Here is an 18883-nt window from a genome sequence, read left to right on the forward strand (position 1 = left end):
TTTTACATAACCCTAACTCTCTAAACATATGGAGAAACGGGCGCTTTATTTTTATTGGCAAACTGAATTTTTACATTGGCACGATCATCTAACGAACTTGATACGCTATCGTTAAAGACTTCGAGAAATTGAATCCAACCACTGTCGCTACCTGGTGCAAGAACACCTTTCATCCCGATGTTAATTGTTTGGTTAATGCCCCATGTTTTATCCTCTGTCGTGTTATGTTTCACCTGAAATATGCGCGCTTCTTTATCACTTTTAACATATAAATTGATCACAAACTCATTAACATCACTAACATGTTCGGATTTATATGTACAGTTATTCACTGTCACACTTCGTATTTGCCATTTCGCAGACAACCCACTTTCTTGCCCCATTCCAAAATTTACTTTGCCCGTTACACGACCTCGACCTAATCTTGTAGTGTAGGAACTATTTAACCAATCGGTCCAGTTAAAAACAAAATTCCCTGTACTTCTATCAATCGAAACACTCATTTCTGGTGTGGAATAGTCAATTGTGTAAGTCGCATTTACCTCCCAATTTTGAGCGGCTAAAGCGTCTAATGCTGCCTCGACTTTTGCCATTTTTTTCCATAATTTATTGATTGAATCTTCCAGTTCATGAATTTTAAGCCACTGCCCACAATCACTACAAACCATCGCATTATTCATCAATTGTAGGTTTGTCATTAATTGATCCATAAATTCTTTCCAATCGCATACGCTCTGATCTGCTAAGGTATCTTTTAAAGCGCCGATCAAACAATCGTTAAGATCATTTAAATCCTCACAGTTGGTATGCAGGACATCTAAATCAGGATTTAACCCTGTATCTTTTTTCAAACTGTTACATTCTTTTTCTGTAATACCGTTTATGATAAAATTCGCTGCATAGTCTTTTAAATTCTCACATGCTGCACAATATTCAGCCATTCTCTTTCTCTCCTTTTCTAACTTACTTGTTTAAACATACGGTGGAACTGACGTTAAATTTTTATTGGAAAAACATACTTGTCCATTCACAATACTACTTAGTACTTTTCCTTGATCTTTAAATGTAAATGCCTGTAGCCATCCACTGTTCTGTCCAGAACTTAAGACTCCTTTTAAATTGATAGGAATCGTTTTATTGATTTTATCAGTAAAACTCTTCATGCTATCATGGGGTCTTTCGTATTCCAGCGTTCCGCCTGTAATCGTCGGCACATAAAACTTGATGATAAATTCCAAACTTCTGACTTTCAGTGATGTATATGACACAGTGTCTAGGGTGACACTTCTAACTTGCCATTTCGCATTCATCCCATTCTCCTGAGCCATTCCGAAGTTGATTCTACCTGTCAATTTCCCTCTGCCCATTGGATTCGTGATGACAGAACCGTTCATGTCCCAATCCGTCCAATTGAATTCAAAATAGCCGGATCGATTAATATGAATTTTCAGCTCCGGTACTTCTGATTGCACTAATGTTCGAGCATCGACTTCCCACTTTTGAGCAGCTAATGCATCTAAGGCCGCTTCGACTTTTGCCATTTTTGTCCATAATTTATTGATTGAATCTTCAATTTCATGAAGTTTTGCCCATTGTCCGCATTCGCTACAAATCAATGCTTTTTGGATCGTGTATAAATTGTTTGTCAGTTCTTTTGTATACTCTTTCCAATCGCATACACTATAGGCCGGCAGTTTGTCTTGTAACGAACTGAGTAAGCAATCCAATATATCATTGAGATCTTCACAATTTTTATGCAACTTTTTCAAATCTGAATTTAAGCCAGTATCTTTTTGGAGGCTTTTACACTCTTTATTAGTAATCCCATTCTCCACAAAATTCGGTGCATATTCCTTTAATGCGCCGCAAGCTGTACAATAATCAGCCATTGATTTCCCTCCTTTTTTAAATCGTTAATCTGTCAACTTTGACATACACACAGGTCATTTCACAACAGTTATTGGTTTCTACGATGATGCCGTTCGTTCCATGATGGACAGTGAAGCCGAATGTATGACCTGTCGGTATGACTAGTTGATTGATATTGATCGACTTTTCTGAGCAACACTTATCTTCTAGATAATAAATCTCGCCGCTAGCGGTCAAGGTCAACTTACCGTTATATTCCCCTAAAATCTGCATCTTATTACCGTTTAAGGTGATCACTGGATCTTTCATTGCTCCAATCAAGGTGATCGTGATTTTATCACTGTCCATGATCGTGTCACTATAAAATTGCCCGGCAATAATATCTTTACAGGGTTTCGCCTTGCAGATTTTGTGGCCTAACATTTTTTCTTCAGACCAAATCTTTTTCCCTGCCTCGCAGTTATAAATGATCTGATACGTATCGCCACATTGGCTATAAAAAGCACTAGAAACTTCCTTTTTCAATTCGCAAAGTGAATTTTCACCAGTTAGAAAGTCACATTCACAGACACATTTTGGACACGGTTCATGTTTGGTTTGACTGCACGAAATACAACAATCTTGGCACTCATCGACTTCTTGAAAGTCTAAACACTCCATAAAATTACAAGCTACATAAGGTTTTAGGAAAACCTTTTTCGTGTCTGCTTTATGCCAAATTCCTTCGTACAGCACAAGGTCGATGTCGATGTTGACCACGTGTCGTTCCATAGAATAAGATTCACTGAAATCTTTGATAAAAGCATTCGTCCATAAAAGCTGTTCGCCTTCGATCGCCCATAACTTTCCTGCTTTGACAATGTTCATAAAAACATAGTCTTTATAAAATTTCTTTTGATCACCACTCAATTTTCTTGTGTCGAGTTTTAGTGTCATGCTTAAGGATTGCTCCATGGAAAACTGCTGCTTAGCTTTAAAATTCGCGTAGCTTCCATGACCGAAGCTGTATTCTGTTGTGTTCGTTTTGAATCCACCGCTTAAATCGGCGGATTGCAGCATTTCGTAGTTGTCGATCACGAGATCGTTGAATTGGATGTATTTTCTGTTTAATATTGTCATGGTTTACTCCTTTCTTTTGGGTTGTTTGGGTATATAAAAAAGAACAAGAACAGCTGAGAGGCTGTTCTTGTTCTTTTTGTTATTTATTGTTGTTGTAATACCATTGAGCGAATTCTAGGATTTCTTTATCGGAATAATCTAGGCTTTTCTCTCTAGTAAAATACACATAGTTTCTTGATGTTATTTCTACACCTTGTTCTCCTAAATCTTCTTCCATTTTTTGATCTTCATTGTTAACTATCTCTACTGCATTTTTTATTATTCTATTGATTTTTGTTATAGTACCATTGTGCAAACTCTAAGATTTCTTTGTCAGAATGGTCTAGACTTTTGAGAACTTTAGCCATGTCATTTATACTAGTGTTATCTACCGATGACTCAACTATCCTTCCTTTACTCACTTCATAATATAGAGTGTCTTTATCTTTCCCACTAATATTTCCCTTTAATCTGAGCATAATATTACGAATTTCATCTGGGTCATGCAACACATCAAACGTCATATCAAAATAATCATAGTCTATTCCTTTTTCTCTAGTAAAATATAAACTGTCATCTATACTATTGATATTAATTTCTACGCCTTTTTCCTCTAAGTCCTCTTCCATTTCTTTCATTTTCTTATCTTTTTTGTAGAAGAATCTTCTGTGCTTACGGCTGTTTCTTTTTTTGAATTTTTCCCTGTAGAACCACATGCGCTTAGTCCTAGAAGTGCTATTAATGTTAATACAAATACTATTGTTTTTTTCATTTTCTCCTCCTGTAACGTAAAAATAACTATTTGTATTTTAACATATATTACTATAGAAAGAAACTCATTTTATGGTTAATATCTAGTATCAGTTTACGCCTTAGATACTTATCTTAAATATCGACTCGCACGTTTCATCATATAATCAGCATTTCCGCTAACGACATTTTGCGTTACTTTATTTGAATTGTTAGTTGTATGAGTAATGTTGTTAATAACTGTCGAAACATCGGGGATCCGCATTGACTGAGTATTAAATCTACCTGTCAATGCACTGAATGCTCCACGAACATCAAGATTGTTTACTTTATTCATAAAATCAAGCCCAAATGTATGAACTGCAGCTTTGCGCTGTACGAATTCGCCAGGTGTTAACATCGCTGGTACAGTATCTGTACCTTTCTTCTTAAAAATACCCGCTAACCCACCAGAAGCATGAAACTCGACTTCGCCACCTTGTGATTTAGTTGTTGCTGCTTTAACATTACTAAGCTCTTCGTTAATTGCTGTAGCCATTCCTCTGATTCCTTCTTTGAAACCATCAATTAAAGATGTTCCTAGTGTATTTCCTAGTGTGTTAAGAGGTACAGAAAATTGTGCTCTAGATTCTTCTGTTGTAATCTTGTTAATTGCATCTGTTAGTGATGAAATCATACTTGCTACGCCCTCTGCAAAACCTGTTTTTAGGTTTTCACCGTAGGTTCTACCAATTCCTGTAAATTCCTCATATTTCAATTTGAGATCTGAAATAAGTGTGTTAACTTTTTCCATAATTGCTCCTGTTGGATTAATCTCATTGAATTTATTTAACAGACTATTAGCGTAACTAGTTCCAACCACTTCAAAATCTCCTTTTAGCGTTGCTAGTTGCTCGACCATATTACTAAAAGCTGTTATACTATTTTGAATGGATTCCACATTACCTATGTCCTTAGTATCAATAATAAATTGTCTGATTTGATTTAAACACTTAGTCAGAGCTAATAGTTTTTGATTGAGTAATTCTGGATCAATCGAAGAATTTGTTATTTTATCAATTTCTGTCATTAATTTTGTTATTTGTTCTATTTTTGCTTTTGTAGTTCTGGCAGTTTCTGTAAAGTTTTTATCATTGGATTTAGAATTACCACTTGTGGTACCTTCCTGTAGTGGTCCAATAAATTCAAAATTAAACTGCGTAAGACTCTGAACTGCACTTTTAAGATGTCCGAGTGTTTTCTTAAACTCCTCTATTTTTTCTTCATTGAATGTAAATCCTAATGCCGTTTCAAGTTGTTTACCCAAATTATTCAATTCTGTTATTTTGGCAACTGCATCTGTAACTGTTTTTTGCATTTTTTCCCATTCGGTAAATTTTAATGCTTCGCCATTCTCGTCAACTAAAAGTTCTTTTGTTAACACTTCGCGCAATGCAGTTGAAATGTTATTCATTGTATCTCTAAAAGTCTCCAGTTTTCCAGTATCGAATCCAAAGCTTAGTGCTGTCTTCAACTGTTCTCCCAAAACGTTAAGTCTCCCCAACTTATCAATGGCTTGCTGAACATCTACTTCCATTTTTTCCCAACTAGGAATTTTACTTGCTTTACCTTTCTCATCTTTAGGAATTAAATCTGCTGTCAATATTTCTTGAATTGCTAATGAAATATTAGCCATGGTCGTCTTGAAATTATCCAGAGCTGCTGTATCAAAAGTAAAGGTTAGAGCTTTTTCAAGATGAGTAATTAATTGATTGATAAGCCCGGCTTTTTCTACTGTGTCATTTAACGCAGTAGAATCTAGATTCATATCCAGATCTATTTGTTCAAAATCTTTTATTATATCCTGAATATCATCGAGTTTAGTTTTAATATCACTAAAATTCAAATCTACTTCTTGTATTTTATATAGTTCATTTGCAATATTGGCTAGATTGGCTACATATTTTTTGGCCTTTTCTGTAATTTCAGTATCAATATTCCCGCCATCAAAAGCTCGTTTTACATCATCAAACCAACCTTTTGTTTGAGTAAAATATTCAAAGGTCTTCTGAATAGATTCGATCTTTGTTTTTAACCTTGCTGGATCTGTTATCTCAGTTTTTTCAAGTTGTTCAATTGCTTTGGCTACAGAAACTAAATTTCCCACCGCTTCTGCCGCATCTTTTCCAATATTAGTATCCGTTTTTCCTCCATTGAAAAATTGGTCGAATTCTTTAAGGAACCCTACTCCTTTTTTCAAGTATTCAAAGACACTTTGAATTTCATTGATTTTCGTTTCAATATTCGCAGGAATCGTAATATCCTCAAACTTTTGTAATTCTGTTCCTACTTTCGCTAGCTTGATAACACCTTCTGCTACAACTGCTGTATTCAAAGCGCCAACGGCATTCTTGAATAGATCTACAACATTTCCTAGGTTAGCTGCAGTGAAATAACCGATGGCTGTCGCAACTGATTCTATTTTTCCTTTGATGCTTGAGGTATCATCTGGGACTTTTTGATCCAACTGATTTAGGGCTTCTGAAACATGCATCAATTCTTCTGCTACTAGAAAGACTGTTGCTAAACCTGCCCCAGCGACCAATGCGCCAATACCCGAAGAAACCAAGGCACCGACAACTCCGACTAGAACGCTCATGCCTCCGATCGCTATTCCGATATTAGCTAATTTGGCTGCAACATTGGCAATATCATCTGGAACTTTTTCATCAATTTGTTTCATTGCTTCGGCTGATTTTGTCAGGAGATTGATCATCTCACCTATTGAAGCAAGACCTGCCAGTGCTGCAAGAGGATTTTTTTCAGCTAGTTTACCGACTATCCCTACCAGAAGTCCCATTCCACCTAAGGCCACACCCATAGCTAATAATTTGCCAGCAAAACTACCAAAATCACCCGGTATTTTTGCCACTATTTGATTCATTGCTTCAGCTGTTTCACCTAATAAACCACTAAGGTCACGGATCATTTTAAAACCAGCTTTAGCGTCTTTAGGGTGGTCTTTTGCTAATTTACCAGCGATTGCTACTAATACACCCATTCCACCGATTGCAAGACCCATACTCCCTAAACGCGAACCCATTTCTCCTAAATTGGATGGAACCTTTGCAGCAATTTGACTCATGGTTTCAGCCGCTTCTTCTAGTAATTTGCCGATTTCTCGGATCATCTGGAACCCTTTTTTCGCTTCTTTGGGATTGTCTTTAGCCAATTTACCAGCTATAGCTATTAACACACCCATTCCACCAATTGCGATGCCCATACTTCCTAAGCGGGAGCCCATTTCTCCCAAATCGGATGGCACTTTTGCAGCGATTTGGCTCATCGTTTCAGCTGCTTCTTCTAATAATTTACCGATTTCTCGGATTATTTGGAATCCTTTTTTCGCTTCTTTAGGATTATCTTGAGCTAATTTTCCAGCGATTCCTACTAATACGCCCATTCCGGTTATCGCAATGCCCATGCTTCCTAAACGAGAGCCCATTTCTCCTAAATCGGATGGCACTTTTGCAGCGATTTGACTCATCGTTTCAGCTGCTTCTTCTAATAATTTACCGATTTCTCGGATTATTTGGAACCCTTTTTTCGCTTCTTTGGGATTGTCTTGAGCTAATTGTCCGGCGATTCCTACCAGTACACCCATTCCTACGATAGCAATGCCCATGCTTCCTAAGCGAGAGCCCATTTCTCCTAAATCGGATGGCACTTTTGCAGCAATTTGACTCATCGTTTCGGCCGCTTCTTCTAGTAATTTGCCGATTTCTCGAATTATTTGGAATCCTTTTTTTGCTTCTTTGGGATTATCTTGGGCTAATTTCCCGGCGATTCCTACCAGTACACCCATTCCTACGATAGCGATCCCCATATTTCCTAAGCGAGCGCCCATTGACCCTAAATCGGATGGTACTTTTGTGGCGATTTGGCTCATCGTTTCGGCTGCTTCTTCTAATAGTTTGCCAATATCTCGAATCGTTTTAAATCCTGTTTTTGCTACTTTTGCATCGCTACTTGCTAACTTTCCAGCTATCGCTACTAATGCACCCATTCCTACGATAGCGATGCCCATATTTCCTAAACGAGCGCCCATTGACCCTAAATCGGATGGCACTTTTGTGGCGATTTGGCTCATTGTTTCGGCTGCTTCTTCTAATTGTTTGCCAATATCTCGAATCGTTTTAAAACCCGTTTGGGCTTTTTTTCCATCGCCACTTGCTAATGCACCAGCTATAACCGCTAAGGTCCCCATTCCTACTATAGCGATCCCCATATTTCCTAATTTCGGCCCAATTTTGCTTAAATCTGATGGCACTTTATCGTTGACTTCTTTGAGCGCTGTTGCCCCTGATTCTATGGATTTAGCTGCATCTTCTATAAAACGGAATCCTTTAAATTCACTTAGGCTTTTTTCAAGTTTTTTAACACTTGATTGGACTTTACTTTTCTCTATTTTTAATTGTTTGATTTTACTGTCTATTTTAGAAAGCTGTTTTGCGATTTCTTCAGAGTTGGATTTCATATCTATTGATATTTTTTCTATTGCCACTCTGCCGCCTCCTTTCTTATTTTGTTATATGGATCTTTTTCTGATGCTAAACAAAAAGCATAGCAACAAGCTCATGCTTTTTCTAACTATTATATTTTTTATCTTTCTAGTATTCACTTATCACTTCTTTCACAGAATATTTTCTCTAAACTAAGACTAAAGACTGGATATATCTACGTCTTTACTCACAATGGAAAAATAGAGAAGTCACATTATTAAAGACAAAAATAACACGTCTTTTAAACCAATAAAAAATGCTGATAGATCTTTTACTATCAACAGATATTATAACTATTTACTGATAATACTATTCTATAGCAGAATTCAGATCTGAAAGTTCGGAAATTGTTCAAAATATACTTCTTTATAGATTATGTGTACGCTTATCCGAACATGACTAGATTCATCATTAGTTTTTGTTATTTATTTACTGATATTATACTCAAAACGTGCTATTATTATATCTATGAGTAATTTTATTAATTTTTAGTTCCTGCAATATACATGTTTTACAGAAATGAGGATTTAACATGAAAAAATTGAACATTATAGGGTTCTTTTTGTTAGGTAGTTTAATATTAACTGCCTGTGAAAACTCTAGTAATACTTCTTCTCCCAACAAATCTGTTGAAAAAACTACTCAAACTAAACAAACAACTAGTGAACATTCTGTTGATGAAATAAGTAGTTTAGAAAATCTAGATATAGCTATGGAAAAACTCAAAACCGGAGACATCACCGAAATTTCCGGCAGTGACTTTATTGTTGGAGAAGATATTGAGCCTGGACGTTATATTATCAAACCGGCTGATGGAGAAACAGTACAGTTTAAAATTCATAACAAAAACGGAAATTTTGAACTGTACAATCTCGGTATAACAATCCCGATGCTTAAATCTTTTAAATTAGAAAAAGGCGATCGAATTGAATTAACTGTTAAAAAAAATAGAATAGAGGCTGAACTTTTAGAGGATAATCTTTCCAACCTCTCTAAGGGGGAAACTGCCTATATTTCAGGTGGTGAAACTATAGTAGGAGAAGATCTTCCAGCTGGACAGTACACATTTAAACCAATGGAAGATAAAGGAACACAATTCAAAATCTATCATAGTAATGGTGAATCTCAAGTATATAATCTGGGTATAACTATTAACGAACTCAAAGCATTTAAATTAGTCGATGGAGAGCGAATTGATTTAACCACTAAAAGAAATATATTAGAAGTGACACGAACTAAATAAAATTAAATACGTTTAAAAACAAATAAAACTCTCTCATCCTTCCAATTCTATACCTCAAGGGATAAGAGAGTTTTCTATATTTAAATTAGCATTACCACACAATGCAACTAATCCGCCAAATCATCATTCGTATAAAACAAGACTGCATACTCTTTCGGCTTCTTAACTTTACGCTTCGTTTCATTTCCAAGCGATTTCCATTCAAGAAAATTACTGTAACTTTCTTCATTCGCATACTGCCCATATGCCACTAATAATTCAGCAACGCCCCAATCGTCTAAAATAAGATTCGGACGCTGCTTTAAGATTTTCGCGACATAATGAGCCATATACGTATAAATATTCAAATTAGCAAAGAATGTTTCCGATTCTTTTTCTACTGAAGTCTCATTTTCACAAGCTTGTCTGTAGATTAACCGAAAAAAACATCTGCTTCGTTGAAGACTTCTGGATGATTTTCCATAATTTTGTTTAGGTTTTCGATCACAGAGAATGGCAGCATATACTCGCCCATCTGATCATCGATCCCTAAGAATGTTGCCACCAAATTGTAGATAGCTAGATGAATTTCATCACCTGCGCCTACAAAAACAGATAGTAATTCTTCTTTGCTAAATTCTTCCATGTCCCCATTTTCCTTCAACTTATTGAAAAACGGGATAATTTTCATGATCGCATCAACAATTCTTAAATCGGAACGTGGTGTGATCGTTACATCTCCAAATTCAACGCTGAACACATAATAAGATCCAACCTCTTTAGCACCTTCTGGCTTTTGCTCAAAATGCGTTTGAGGGACACGGAATTTCACACTATAGTCAGCTTTTTTCACTCCGGTTTTATTTGCATCACCGACCACTGATACCTCTTGATCTTTTACCACTGCAAAAGGAGTATCATTTTCATTCGTTTTTTTCAAATTATTGCTGATCGCTAAAAAGTCAGCGGCTTTCATGCCTTTTTCTGTCATCACTGTTCCTCCTAATTTTAAAAGCGTAATGAGCTGTTTAGTTTCGATGAAAAATAGGAAAAAATAGGGATGGCGCTTTTTGCCATAATTATTTTTTATCTTTTTTCCGAGAAACTGGCTCATGTAGCTAGATAAGTTTTAAAAGCTGAAAGAGCTCGTTCAGCCTTGACTGGAAAATATGAGGGTGACGCTTTTAGTCACAATCATATTTTATCTTTTTCCCGAAAGGCTAGCTCTTGAAGCTAGATAAGTTTAAAAGCTGAAAGAGCTCGTTCAGCCTTGACTGGAAAATATGAGGGTGACGCTTTTGGTCACAATCATATTTTATCTTTTTCCCGAAAGGCTAGCTCTTAAAGCTAGATAATTTTTAAAAGTGTAGCAGGCTTGTTCAGCTCCGACAGAACATATGAAAAATTAACTGAGGTGCTTTTTACCTCATTCAATTTTATCTTTTTTCCGAGGAGCTAGCCCGCCAAGCTAAATGATTTTTATTACTCTGCTACACGGTACATTTCAAAGAAGTTGCCGTTTTTATCGCGTTGTACTGAAATCGTAAACTCAAAAGTCGTTTCTTCGTTATTCACTGTTCCAGGGAATGAAGTGATCAAGACATTGTTATACACATAGTTTTGTTTCACACCATCTGTTTGTTCTTGTGTAAATGACATACGTACACGACGTGTATCCAATACATCTTCATTTCCAACAAAGTGCTCAACATCCACTTTTTTCGGATAGCTGATTACAAGCTCTTTCCCTACTAATGATTTATGGAATAAGATTTTTCCATCTGCTAAAACGATAAATTGTTTTTCGTTGATTTCAACAACTGCTGGTGTATTCACACGGTTCAATAGCGCTTCTGTAACATTACAGCTATCAGCGATCGCAGCCGTTGTAAAGGCACATTCATCCATATTCATGTCAGCTAATTGAACATAACCATAGTCCACGCCATCAATTGTTGTCGCAGCAACTGCTTTTTCAGCTGTTTGAATCAACCAACCGCTTGTTTGTGTACCTTTAGACATTAGTGGATTTAATTTCCAATAGTTTGCCGAAGCGCTCTTACCAGTCAAGGTTCTTTCGATGGCAATACTTGTTGCATCATAGCCTGCACCAAAACAACTTGCTTCAACCGGATCAACCGTTAATTCACCTGCAAACTCATCAATACAGCCGATTTTAACAACATCATTGATTTCAAAATCTTCAATGCTGTTATATACATAGATAGAAGAGAAACCAATCGTAGAAATAGTTCCGCTTTCTGGTGTCACATACATATGGAGGATAATACCACTCTCACTCGCTGACCAACCTGTACCACTACTCGCTTCAGGAAGTTTAGATAAGTCAATAACAACTGGTTGGAACCCTGCTTCTTGTACCACAATTTGTTTTTGATAAATATCTGAATCTGATTGATTTTGATCTGCAATATCAGAAATAGTCGTTTCTACATTATAAACTCCAGCTGCTGGGAAATGAACGTAATACGTGATCACACCCGCTACAAATTCTGTTGCATCTGCATTAACTGCAAAAGACGCACCAGAAGCCGAACCAGCGCTATTCATAACGGTCAATGTTCCTGAGTTTTTACACCCTTCTGCTAAACAATTGAACATGTCTTCCGGTGTATTGTATACATTATAAGCAGCACTTATTCCGTTAAATTCCATATAATTTTTTGTGTTTACTTTGACACAGCTGTCAATATCCGTTAATACGGCAAAGTCAACTTCCATTAATTTATTTAATGATTTCATCCCAATTTTAGAAATCAATGTATCATTGCTACATCTTGTCATTTATAATTCCCCCTATTATTGATTATTTTGAACGACACGTGTTGCATCGCGCTCATATCTTCCACCATTTTTTTGGTTTAACATTTGCAATTTTCTTTGAATGAATACTTGTGCATCGACAGTATCCTTCTTAATAACTTCTTTTGTTTTCTTCTCTTTAGCCATTTTCTTTCCTCCTAATTTTAAAAGCTGAAAGAGCTTGGTCAGCCTTGACTGGAAAATAGAAAAAAATGACTGAGGCGCATTCTGCCTCATTTATTTTTTTCTTTTTCCCGAAAGGCTAGCTCTTGAAGCTAGATAGTTTTAAAAGCTGAACGGGCTCGTCAGGCTCGAATGAAAAATAGGAAAATATGATTGTGACGCTTTTGGTCACAGGCAGATTTTATCTTTTTTCCGAGAGACTAGCCCTTGAAGCTAGATGATTTTAACTCCCAGCAGTTTTGTTCATCCTTCTTTAAACATTTTTATAGCTTGTCCATCCAAACTATATGTCTGCTCTAACAAGAAATCGCCATCCCGTTCCATAACTTCATACATTTCACCTGCATAAAACATTTTTGTTTGTCCGCTTGGTAAAACCATACGTGCTTCACGTTGGAACGTGTGTTTTGACCGTTGTCTGCTGCCACAAGATGAACAGCCCGATTTTTTTACTTGATTTTTGATCCCTAAAAATTGGATTTTCATTACACAGCCTCCAGTGATTGCCTGATTCTTAGTAAAACTAAGGTTCATTCATCAATAATTTCTACAACTGAGTAGGAGATTTTTTTGATGCGGCCACCACAAGATTTACAAGAACTTTCTGTATACTCGATTCCTAAAGACCTCAATTCGTTCGCTAGCGGTTGTGAATAGGGTCTTTCAACCTGAATCTGCTGCAGTGATCGACTAAATACTTTATCATCGCCTAGTTCATATTTCTCACCAGGCTTTAAACGAACATGACTATAAATTATTACGCCATCTTTTTGACTAGCAACATTTAGTGTCGTTATCGTGTCGATTGCATTAATCAATTTGAAGTACTTACTCATTGGTATTCCTCACATTCTTCTCTTACTTGTAATAGCTTTTACTGATCTGAATACTACGAACCTCAATTAAGTGTTTTATACAAATCCTTTCCAAATGTGCGATCGTCACATCTTGATTTATATAAACGTAGATAAATTTTTTATCAGATTTGTCACTTTTCTGATACTTTTCAAAAATCTATCTGCCGGAATTGTGGTAAGTTTCCTAACACGATGTCTTTGGTTATTAAAACATGTTTGACTGGAAGTACGTTTATTTTTATTATTTTGGGCTTCCGTCAGCCAATGCTTTAATAACTAGTTTTCGATAAGATCATCTTATACTGGATGTTGCTTTTGAAAATCCGCATATCGTCCATAGATTCCATTTCAATCGAACGATGGGTTTTCTTCTATCAAAAAATAGGTAGGTTTAACTACTTAAGCTACCACGACTATTTTTTTGATACTATCATCTTACCGTGGAATTTTATTTCAAAAATCCGACTATCGTTCGTAGATTAGATGGTCAAATTTAAATCTTTTGCTACCTGTAAAAAGAACCAATCCCGTAATTCAAAGGCCTTTGTTCGGCCAACAAAAATCAACCCATTAGTAATCAACCCTTGAATTGTGTATTTAGGCATACGCCGCATATAGAGTTCTTGGATAATTATTTTAGTATCTTCACAGCATTCCTCTAATATATTGGACACAACGCGCTTATTTCGTTCTAACGCCGCCAATCTTTGATCTTGTTCGATTGTGATCATTAAGTTATCTTGTGTATTATAATTGCTTCTATTTCCTTTAATACCTGAGTTTAAATCATTCTCACGATATGGATACCTAAGCTCTTCTTCACGTTGTTTGATGTACTCTTCGATTCTTGGGTAATCTGTTAAAATATCTTTGACATAGTTAAATGTTGATTTTCTCATTTGATTTCCTCCCTTTAATTTCATAATTTTCGCTAGTGCAACCAACATAGCGACTCCTTTTTGTCCAACATTCTCTTAAGAACCTGTATTACTTATAACTAAGTGTCCTTAATTCAAATTCTTTTGTTCGATAAATACATCTTACTGTAGATCACCTCTTTTTTACTTTCAAAATACTGTCAATAGTCTCCCCCAATTTAGCTATATCGCTTCGATTGAACTCAAAAAAAGACATTAGCCAAGTGATTTTTAAAAGTTGAACTTTCAAAAATACTTTAGACTAATGTCTTTTTTTATAAAATAAGATTATTTTGTTTCTCGTTTCTTTCCTCTAGAAAATACTGCTATACAGCCATTTCCTGTATGGCTAGTGATCGTTGGTCCGAGTGGATGCAAGCGGATTTCTTTGACTTGAACTTTCTCTTCGATCAATGCTTTGACTTTCTCTGCGCTCTCTAAATCACCAGCATACGCAATAAATACTGTTTGTTTTAGCGGTTCGATCATTCCTTGAACAGTTTCATCAGCTAGTTTCTTCAATGCTTTAGTGCGACCACGAACTTTGCCGATATTTTGTAGTTTTCCTAGTTCATCTACTACAATGATCGGCTTAACATTCATCAACCCACCGATTGCAGCTGCCGCTTTAGAGATTCTACCACCACGCTCTAGATGTTTTAAATCGTCCACTGTGACCCATGAATGAACGGTCATTTTATTTTCAGATAACCACAATAAGATATCTTCTAAAGAATGGCCAGCTTCTTTCAGCTGAATAACTTCACTGACTAGCAAACCTTCGCCTAAACTTGCCGCTTTTGTATCGATCACATAAATTTGCGCATCATTATATTCTTCTTTCAATATATCAACAGCCTGCATCGCACTTTGGTAAGAACCACTTAAACCAGAAGAAAAAGCTAAGTACAATATCGGCAGCTTCTTTTCTACAAATGGTCTAAAAAATTCAATATATCGTCCCACATTTACCTGAGAAGTTGTTGGCATTCCGCCCGTTTTTATTTCTTGTAAAAACCAATCATAATCAAATGTTTTCCCTAAATCGTCGACTAATTCTTTCCCATTTAATTGAATGGTCATACTGATAAAATCAACATCGTTTGCTTCTAAATATGTATATGGTAAATCACAACATGAATCTGTCATTAATTTAAATGTCATTTTTAATCCTCCCTAGCTGCTTTCTATTTTAACATATAATCAATAGTTACTCATGCTTTATTAGAGACATAAATAATCAAAAAAAGCTACTATTTGGAGAAAAATGAAAAAAAGCGAGAAACAACTTTTTTCTTTGTCTCTCGCCTGATTTAAGTTTTAAATTTGTGCCCAAACGCTTTCTAATACATTTGTTTGATTACGGTCTGGACCTACTGAGAATGTCGAAATACGTACGCCAACTAATTCAGAAATGCGGTGTACATAGTTTCTTGCATTTGCTGGTAGATCTGCTAATGTCTTACATCCTGTGATGTCTTCTGACCAACCTGGCAGCTCTTCGTAGACTGGCTTACAGCGGCTCAACTCTTTCAAGCTAGCTGGATAATGGTAGATCAATTCGCCATCTAATTCATAAGCTGTACAGATTTTTACTGTGTCTAAACCACTTAGCACATCAATCGAATTCAATGATAGATTCGTGATTCCTGAAACACGTTTAGAATGACGCATCACAACGGTATCAAACCAACCCACACGGCGTGGACGACCTGTTGTTGTTCCATATTCTTTCCCAACTTTACGAATCGTTTCTCCTGTTTCGTCAAACAATTCTGTAGGGAATGGACCATCGCCAACACGTGATGTATAAGCTTTACATACCCCAACGACTTTATTGATCTTAGAAGGACCAACACCGCTTCCGATCGTAACGCCTCCAGCAACTGGATTTGATGATGTTACAAATGGATAGGTTCCTTGGTCGATATCCAGCATAACACCTTGTGCACCTTCAAACAGAACACGTTTACCAGCATCTAATGCATCATTTAAGATAACAGAAGTGTCTGTGACGTATTGTTTGATTTGTTGACCATATTCATAATATTCTTCAAAAATATCTTCAAAAGCAATTGGTTCGCTGTCGAACATTTTGACGAATTGACGATTTTTTTCTTCTAGATTGATTTTTAGACGTTCTTCAAAGATTTCCTTATCTAGTAGATCTGCTACACGAATTCCTACACGAGCTGCTTTATCCATGTATGCTGGACCGATCCCTTTGATTGTTGTACCGATTTTATTTTCGCCCTTAGCATCTTCTTGTAATTGATCCAATTGGATGTGGTACGGTAAAATGACATGCGCACGGTCAGAAATACGTAAGTTATCTGTCGTTACATTATTTTCTTTTAAATAAGCCAGTTCTTTTACTAGAGATTTTGGATTAACTACAACACCATTTCCAATTACGCTAATCTTGTCTTTGTAAAAGATACCTGAAGGAATCAAGTGTAGTTTATAAGTAATACCATCAAATTTAATGGTATGACCTGCATTATCTCCGCCTTGATAACGTGCGATGACCTCAGCATTCTCACTTAAAAAATCTGTGATCTTTCCTTTTCCTTCATCGCCCCACTGCGTTCCAACTACTACAACTGATGACATTCGAACACCTCGTTCTAAATTATTTTGTCCTGATTCATTGTACCAATAAAACACAACGCTTTCAAGGAAAAATCGAATATTATCATTTTATATAAATATATATATATAGCAAAACACGAACATTATTTTTTGAAAGAAAAGCAATTGAGTAAAAAAGCGAAAATTGCTTAAACTATTCATAAATTTTTTCAGGAGTAAAATAAAAATTATACCCCATTACTTTATTTCCTTGCGTTCTGGCATAAACCTTTTTGATTGTAAGGTTTTTAAAAATTGGACTCAATTCTTCTTTTAAATGCCTGATTATTTTTTGATCAATCTGACCAATTTGATAACTTTTCGGAATATTTAATATGTAACGCAATTCATTGATAGAAAATGTGCGAAAACCAGTAGTACGAAACTGTTTCAATAATCGAAACATATCCTTTGTGTACTTGCTCTTCAAATTAGTAAATTCTACTAAAGAGAATCTTGTAAAACCGCTGACCATCTGATTTAACAAACAAGCAAACTGTGGGTTAACAGAAATATCAATGTACCCTTTTTTTAAGGTCATTGTAGCATCCCTTTTCAGTTCTTCACCTAAACTATCATAAACAACGGCGTTTTCTCCGCAGAAATCAAAATGTGTAAACAATTTAAATTCTTCAACAGTCATTTGATCGTTTTTAGAGTATGTATGAGGATAAACAAGCTTTAACATTTTTGTATACGTTTGTTTGAGATCTTCAATGAATCTAGAGGTTGATGTTGCTTTATATTGTGCTAGTGTTTTTATTTCATTTAAAGAAAATCTGATGATTCGATCTTCTTTATTTTTGATCCGTGAAACAATAGAAAAAAATAGGTTCATTTCATTTGAGGTAAAGCCATTTAACGCCACACGGTTTAATTCATTCTTATACTTTACAGTTTCAATTGCCATCACGATCCTCCTTATCTTTTGTGCAGCCTCATTATAAATAAACCTTGAGAGAGAAAGCAAGAAAAAATGACTAATAAACAAATTAGTACTGATAACAACACCGATTCTCAATCTATTTTCCAAGAAAATAAGGACCTTAAAACAGACAAAATAGTACTAATTAAGATAATAATCCTTAGAGGGACATTGCTTCTCTGCTTATTAAAAAGAAAAAAATACAACATGAACTATCCTTTTTTTTTCCTTTAATTTAGAGTGACATTTTTTTATTTCGAGCCTATTCTAATGATGCTATAGCAAATAAATAGTTATGAAGGAGAGGAAACCATTTTGAAAAAATCAATTATTATTGTTGGTGCTGGGCAAGGAGTCGGCCTGGAGACCGCACGAAAATTCGGGAAAGAAGGATATAAAGTCGGGTTGATCCGTCGAGGACAAGAAAATTTGACAGCTATGAGTACTGAATTGGCAAATGAAGGAGTCGAGACCTTTTCTGAAACTGCTGATGCTAACCGCCCTGAAGATATTGCAACAGCTGTTCAGAAGTTAGGTGAACGAATGTCAGGTATTGATGTTCTATTTTATAACGTTCCTGGTCCTTTAGGAAAGGCTTATATGCCTGCGACACAAATCACAACTAAATTATTATCCGAATTTCTTACAATGAGAGTCTTAAGCGCATTGAGCTCTGCCCAAGCGGCAATTCCATTTTTAAAGTCAAGTAAAGGGTCGTTATTATTTACTAGTGGGCAATCAGATAGATCACCCTTCCCATATACAGCGGCAATCGGAGCACCACAAGCCGCATTAAGGTTGCTTGCTGAGCATTTAAGTGAAGAACTTAAGTCTGATGACATTTTTGTTGGATATCTTCCATTAGATAATCCTCCGCTTTATTCAGATCCTGAAAAAGAGCTAGAACGAGAAGATTTACCTGAAGGTTTTTCACTTAAAGAACGGGTTGTTGCTAAAGATGTCGCAGATGTTATTTATGATTTAAATCAAAAACGTGATGTTTTTGAACGCCCTGTCAAAGCTTCAAAATCAGAATAATTACCATGATTTTAAAATGAAAAGGAGAG

19 protein-coding genes are annotated in these 18883 nt (G+C 35.9%); 2 read left to right on the forward strand and 17 right to left on the reverse strand.

From position 1 onward, the window contains the following. Positions 1 to 20: 20 nt before the first annotated feature. The 7 genes from V192_RS0107650 to V192_RS0107675 all read right to left on the reverse strand — a co-directional run bounded on the left by V192_RS0107650 (position 21) and on the right by V192_RS0107675 (position 8260). Entirely contained in the window at positions 21 to 941 is a 921-nt protein-coding gene (locus V192_RS0107650; RefSeq protein ID WP_025870517.1) for a hypothetical protein, read from the reverse strand. A gap of 30 nt (positions 942 to 971) precedes the next feature. Beyond that, a complete protein-coding gene (locus tag V192_RS0107655; RefSeq protein WP_025870518.1) occupies positions 972 to 1889 on the reverse strand; it encodes a hypothetical protein in 918 nt (305 codons plus the stop codon). A gap of 16 nt (positions 1890 to 1905) precedes the next feature. Next, positions 1906 to 2988 carry a hypothetical protein gene (locus V192_RS0107660; RefSeq protein WP_025870519.1) on the reverse strand — a complete coding sequence of 361 codons (1083 nt, stop codon included), beginning with the start codon at positions 2986 to 2988 and terminating at the stop codon, positions 1906 to 1908. Positions 2989 to 3067: 79 nt separating this feature from the next. Then, positions 3068 to 3205, reverse strand: coding sequence for a hypothetical protein (locus V192_RS21520; protein WP_158001095.1), 138 nt, complete (start codon positions 3203 to 3205; stop codon positions 3068 to 3070). Positions 3206 to 3251: 46 nt separating this feature from the next. Beyond that, the gene (locus V192_RS19645; RefSeq protein WP_239644601.1) at positions 3252 to 3605 is read right to left on the reverse strand and encodes a hypothetical protein; all 354 of its coding nucleotides are present in this window, start codon (positions 3603 to 3605) and stop codon (positions 3252 to 3254) included. Further along, positions 3602 to 3739: a hypothetical protein gene (locus V192_RS22070; protein ID WP_239644602.1), complete on the reverse strand. Its 138-nt coding sequence runs from the start codon at positions 3737 to 3739 to the stop codon at positions 3602 to 3604. Before V192_RS22070 ends, V192_RS19645 begins: the two co-directional genes overlap by 4 nt. A gap of 108 nt (positions 3740 to 3847) precedes the next feature. Beyond that, a complete protein-coding gene (locus V192_RS0107675; RefSeq protein ID WP_025870522.1) occupies positions 3848 to 8260 on the reverse strand; it encodes a phage tail family protein in 4413 nt (1470 codons plus the stop codon). A 530-nt stretch (positions 8261 to 8790) separates the two neighbouring features. On the opposite strand from V192_RS0107675, the gene V192_RS0107680 reads away from it, so the two are divergent. Next, positions 8791 to 9501 carry a hypothetical protein gene (locus V192_RS0107680; RefSeq protein ID WP_025870525.1) on the forward strand — a complete coding sequence of 237 codons (711 nt, stop codon included), beginning with the start codon at positions 8791 to 8793 and terminating at the stop codon, positions 9499 to 9501. A gap of 107 nt (positions 9502 to 9608) precedes the next feature. Here the strand turns inward: V192_RS0107680 and V192_RS19650 are convergent, their stop codons facing one another. The 10 genes from V192_RS19650 to V192_RS0107730 form a co-directional block, all read right to left on the reverse strand. Then, positions 9609 to 9848: a hypothetical protein gene (locus tag V192_RS19650; RefSeq protein WP_025870526.1), complete on the reverse strand. Its 240-nt coding sequence runs from the start codon at positions 9846 to 9848 to the stop codon at positions 9609 to 9611. A 65-nt stretch (positions 9849 to 9913) separates the two neighbouring features. Beyond that, positions 9914 to 10471, reverse strand: coding sequence for a hypothetical protein (locus V192_RS0107690; protein ID WP_025870530.1), 558 nt, complete (start codon positions 10469 to 10471; stop codon positions 9914 to 9916). 491 nt (positions 10472 to 10962) lie between these two features. Continuing rightward, the gene (locus V192_RS0107695; protein ID WP_025870532.1) at positions 10963 to 12285 is read right to left on the reverse strand and encodes a hypothetical protein; all 1323 of its coding nucleotides are present in this window, start codon (positions 12283 to 12285) and stop codon (positions 10963 to 10965) included. Between the two features lie 15 nt (positions 12286 to 12300). After that, positions 12301 to 12450, reverse strand: coding sequence for a hypothetical protein (locus tag V192_RS21630; RefSeq protein ID WP_167331073.1), 150 nt, complete (start codon positions 12448 to 12450; stop codon positions 12301 to 12303). A 279-nt stretch (positions 12451 to 12729) separates the two neighbouring features. Beyond that, positions 12730 to 12972: a hypothetical protein gene (locus tag V192_RS0107705; RefSeq protein ID WP_025870534.1), complete on the reverse strand. Its 243-nt coding sequence runs from the start codon at positions 12970 to 12972 to the stop codon at positions 12730 to 12732. Positions 12973 to 13016: 44 nt separating this feature from the next. Then, a complete protein-coding gene (locus tag V192_RS0107710; RefSeq protein WP_025870536.1) occupies positions 13017 to 13322 on the reverse strand; it encodes a hypothetical protein in 306 nt (101 codons plus the stop codon). A gap of 500 nt (positions 13323 to 13822) precedes the next feature. Then, the gene (locus tag V192_RS0107715) at positions 13823 to 14242 is read right to left on the reverse strand and encodes a transcriptional regulator (RefSeq protein WP_025870537.1); all 420 of its coding nucleotides are present in this window, start codon (positions 14240 to 14242) and stop codon (positions 13823 to 13825) included. A 306-nt stretch (positions 14243 to 14548) separates the two neighbouring features. Next, entirely contained in the window at positions 14549 to 15424 is an 876-nt protein-coding gene (locus V192_RS0107720) for a DegV family protein (protein WP_025870540.1), read from the reverse strand. A gap of 156 nt (positions 15425 to 15580) precedes the next feature. Then, the gene (locus V192_RS0107725; RefSeq protein ID WP_025870541.1) at positions 15581 to 16873 is read right to left on the reverse strand and encodes an adenylosuccinate synthase; all 1293 of its coding nucleotides are present in this window, start codon (positions 16871 to 16873) and stop codon (positions 15581 to 15583) included. 172 nt (positions 16874 to 17045) lie between these two features. Continuing rightward, positions 17046 to 17801 (reverse strand): replication initiation protein, encoded by a 756-nt coding sequence (locus V192_RS0107730; RefSeq protein WP_025870542.1) that lies wholly within the window; start codon positions 17799 to 17801, stop codon positions 17046 to 17048. A gap of 330 nt (positions 17802 to 18131) precedes the next feature. Here V192_RS0107730 and V192_RS0107740 point away from each other — a divergent pair, with 330 nt between their 5' ends. After that, a complete protein-coding gene (locus V192_RS0107740; protein WP_025870546.1) occupies positions 18132 to 18854 on the forward strand; it encodes an SDR family NAD(P)-dependent oxidoreductase in 723 nt (240 codons plus the stop codon). Positions 18855 to 18883: the final 29 nt, after the last annotated feature.

The organism is Enterococcus crotali (assembly GCF_000633635.1).
Taxonomy (GTDB): domain Bacteria; phylum Bacillota; class Bacilli; order Lactobacillales; family Enterococcaceae; genus Enterococcus_L; species Enterococcus_L crotali.

Coding starts and splice junctions, on each gene's coding strand:
- V192_RS0107690 (WP_025870530.1), bottom strand. CDS start 10,471: ATGACAGAAAAAGGCATGAAAGCCGCTGACTTTTTAGCGATCAGCAAT.
- V192_RS19645 (WP_239644601.1), bottom strand. CDS start 3,605: ATGAAAGAAATGGAAGAGGACTTAGAGGAAAAAGGCGTAGAAATTAAT.
- V192_RS0107730 (WP_025870542.1), bottom strand. CDS start 17,801: ATGGCAATTGAAACTGTAAAGTATAAGAATGAATTAAACCGTGTGGCG.
- V192_RS0107650 (WP_025870517.1), bottom strand. CDS start 941: ATGGCTGAATATTGTGCAGCATGTGAGAATTTAAAAGACTATGCAGCG.
- V192_RS0107695 (WP_025870532.1), bottom strand. CDS start 12,285: ATGACAAGATGTAGCAATGATACATTGATTTCTAAAATTGGGATGAAA.
- V192_RS0107725 (WP_025870541.1), bottom strand. CDS start 16,873: ATGTCATCAGTTGTAGTAGTTGGAACGCAGTGGGGCGATGAAGGAAAA.
- V192_RS22070 (WP_239644602.1), bottom strand. CDS start 3,739: ATGAAAAAAACAATAGTATTTGTATTAACATTAATAGCACTTCTAGGA.
- V192_RS0107705 (WP_025870534.1), bottom strand. CDS start 12,972: ATGAAAATCCAATTTTTAGGGATCAAAAATCAAGTAAAAAAATCGGGC.
- V192_RS0107720 (WP_025870540.1), bottom strand. CDS start 15,424: ATGACATTTAAATTAATGACAGATTCATGTTGTGATTTACCATATACA.
- V192_RS0107680 (WP_025870525.1), top strand. CDS start 8,791: ATGAAAAAATTGAACATTATAGGGTTCTTTTTGTTAGGTAGTTTAATA.
- V192_RS0107655 (WP_025870518.1), bottom strand. CDS start 1,889: ATGGCTGATTATTGTACAGCTTGCGGCGCATTAAAGGAATATGCACCG.
- V192_RS0107660 (WP_025870519.1), bottom strand. CDS start 2,988: ATGACAATATTAAACAGAAAATACATCCAATTCAACGATCTCGTGATC.
- V192_RS0107715 (WP_025870537.1), bottom strand. CDS start 14,242: ATGAGAAAATCAACATTTAACTATGTCAAAGATATTTTAACAGATTAC.
- V192_RS21520 (WP_158001095.1), bottom strand. CDS start 3,205: ATGGAAGAAGATTTAGGAGAACAAGGTGTAGAAATAACATCAAGAAAC.
- V192_RS21630 (WP_167331073.1), bottom strand. CDS start 12,450: ATGGCTAAAGAGAAGAAAACAAAAGAAGTTATTAAGAAGGATACTGTC.
- V192_RS0107710 (WP_025870536.1), bottom strand. CDS start 13,322: ATGAGTAAGTACTTCAAATTGATTAATGCAATCGACACGATAACGACA.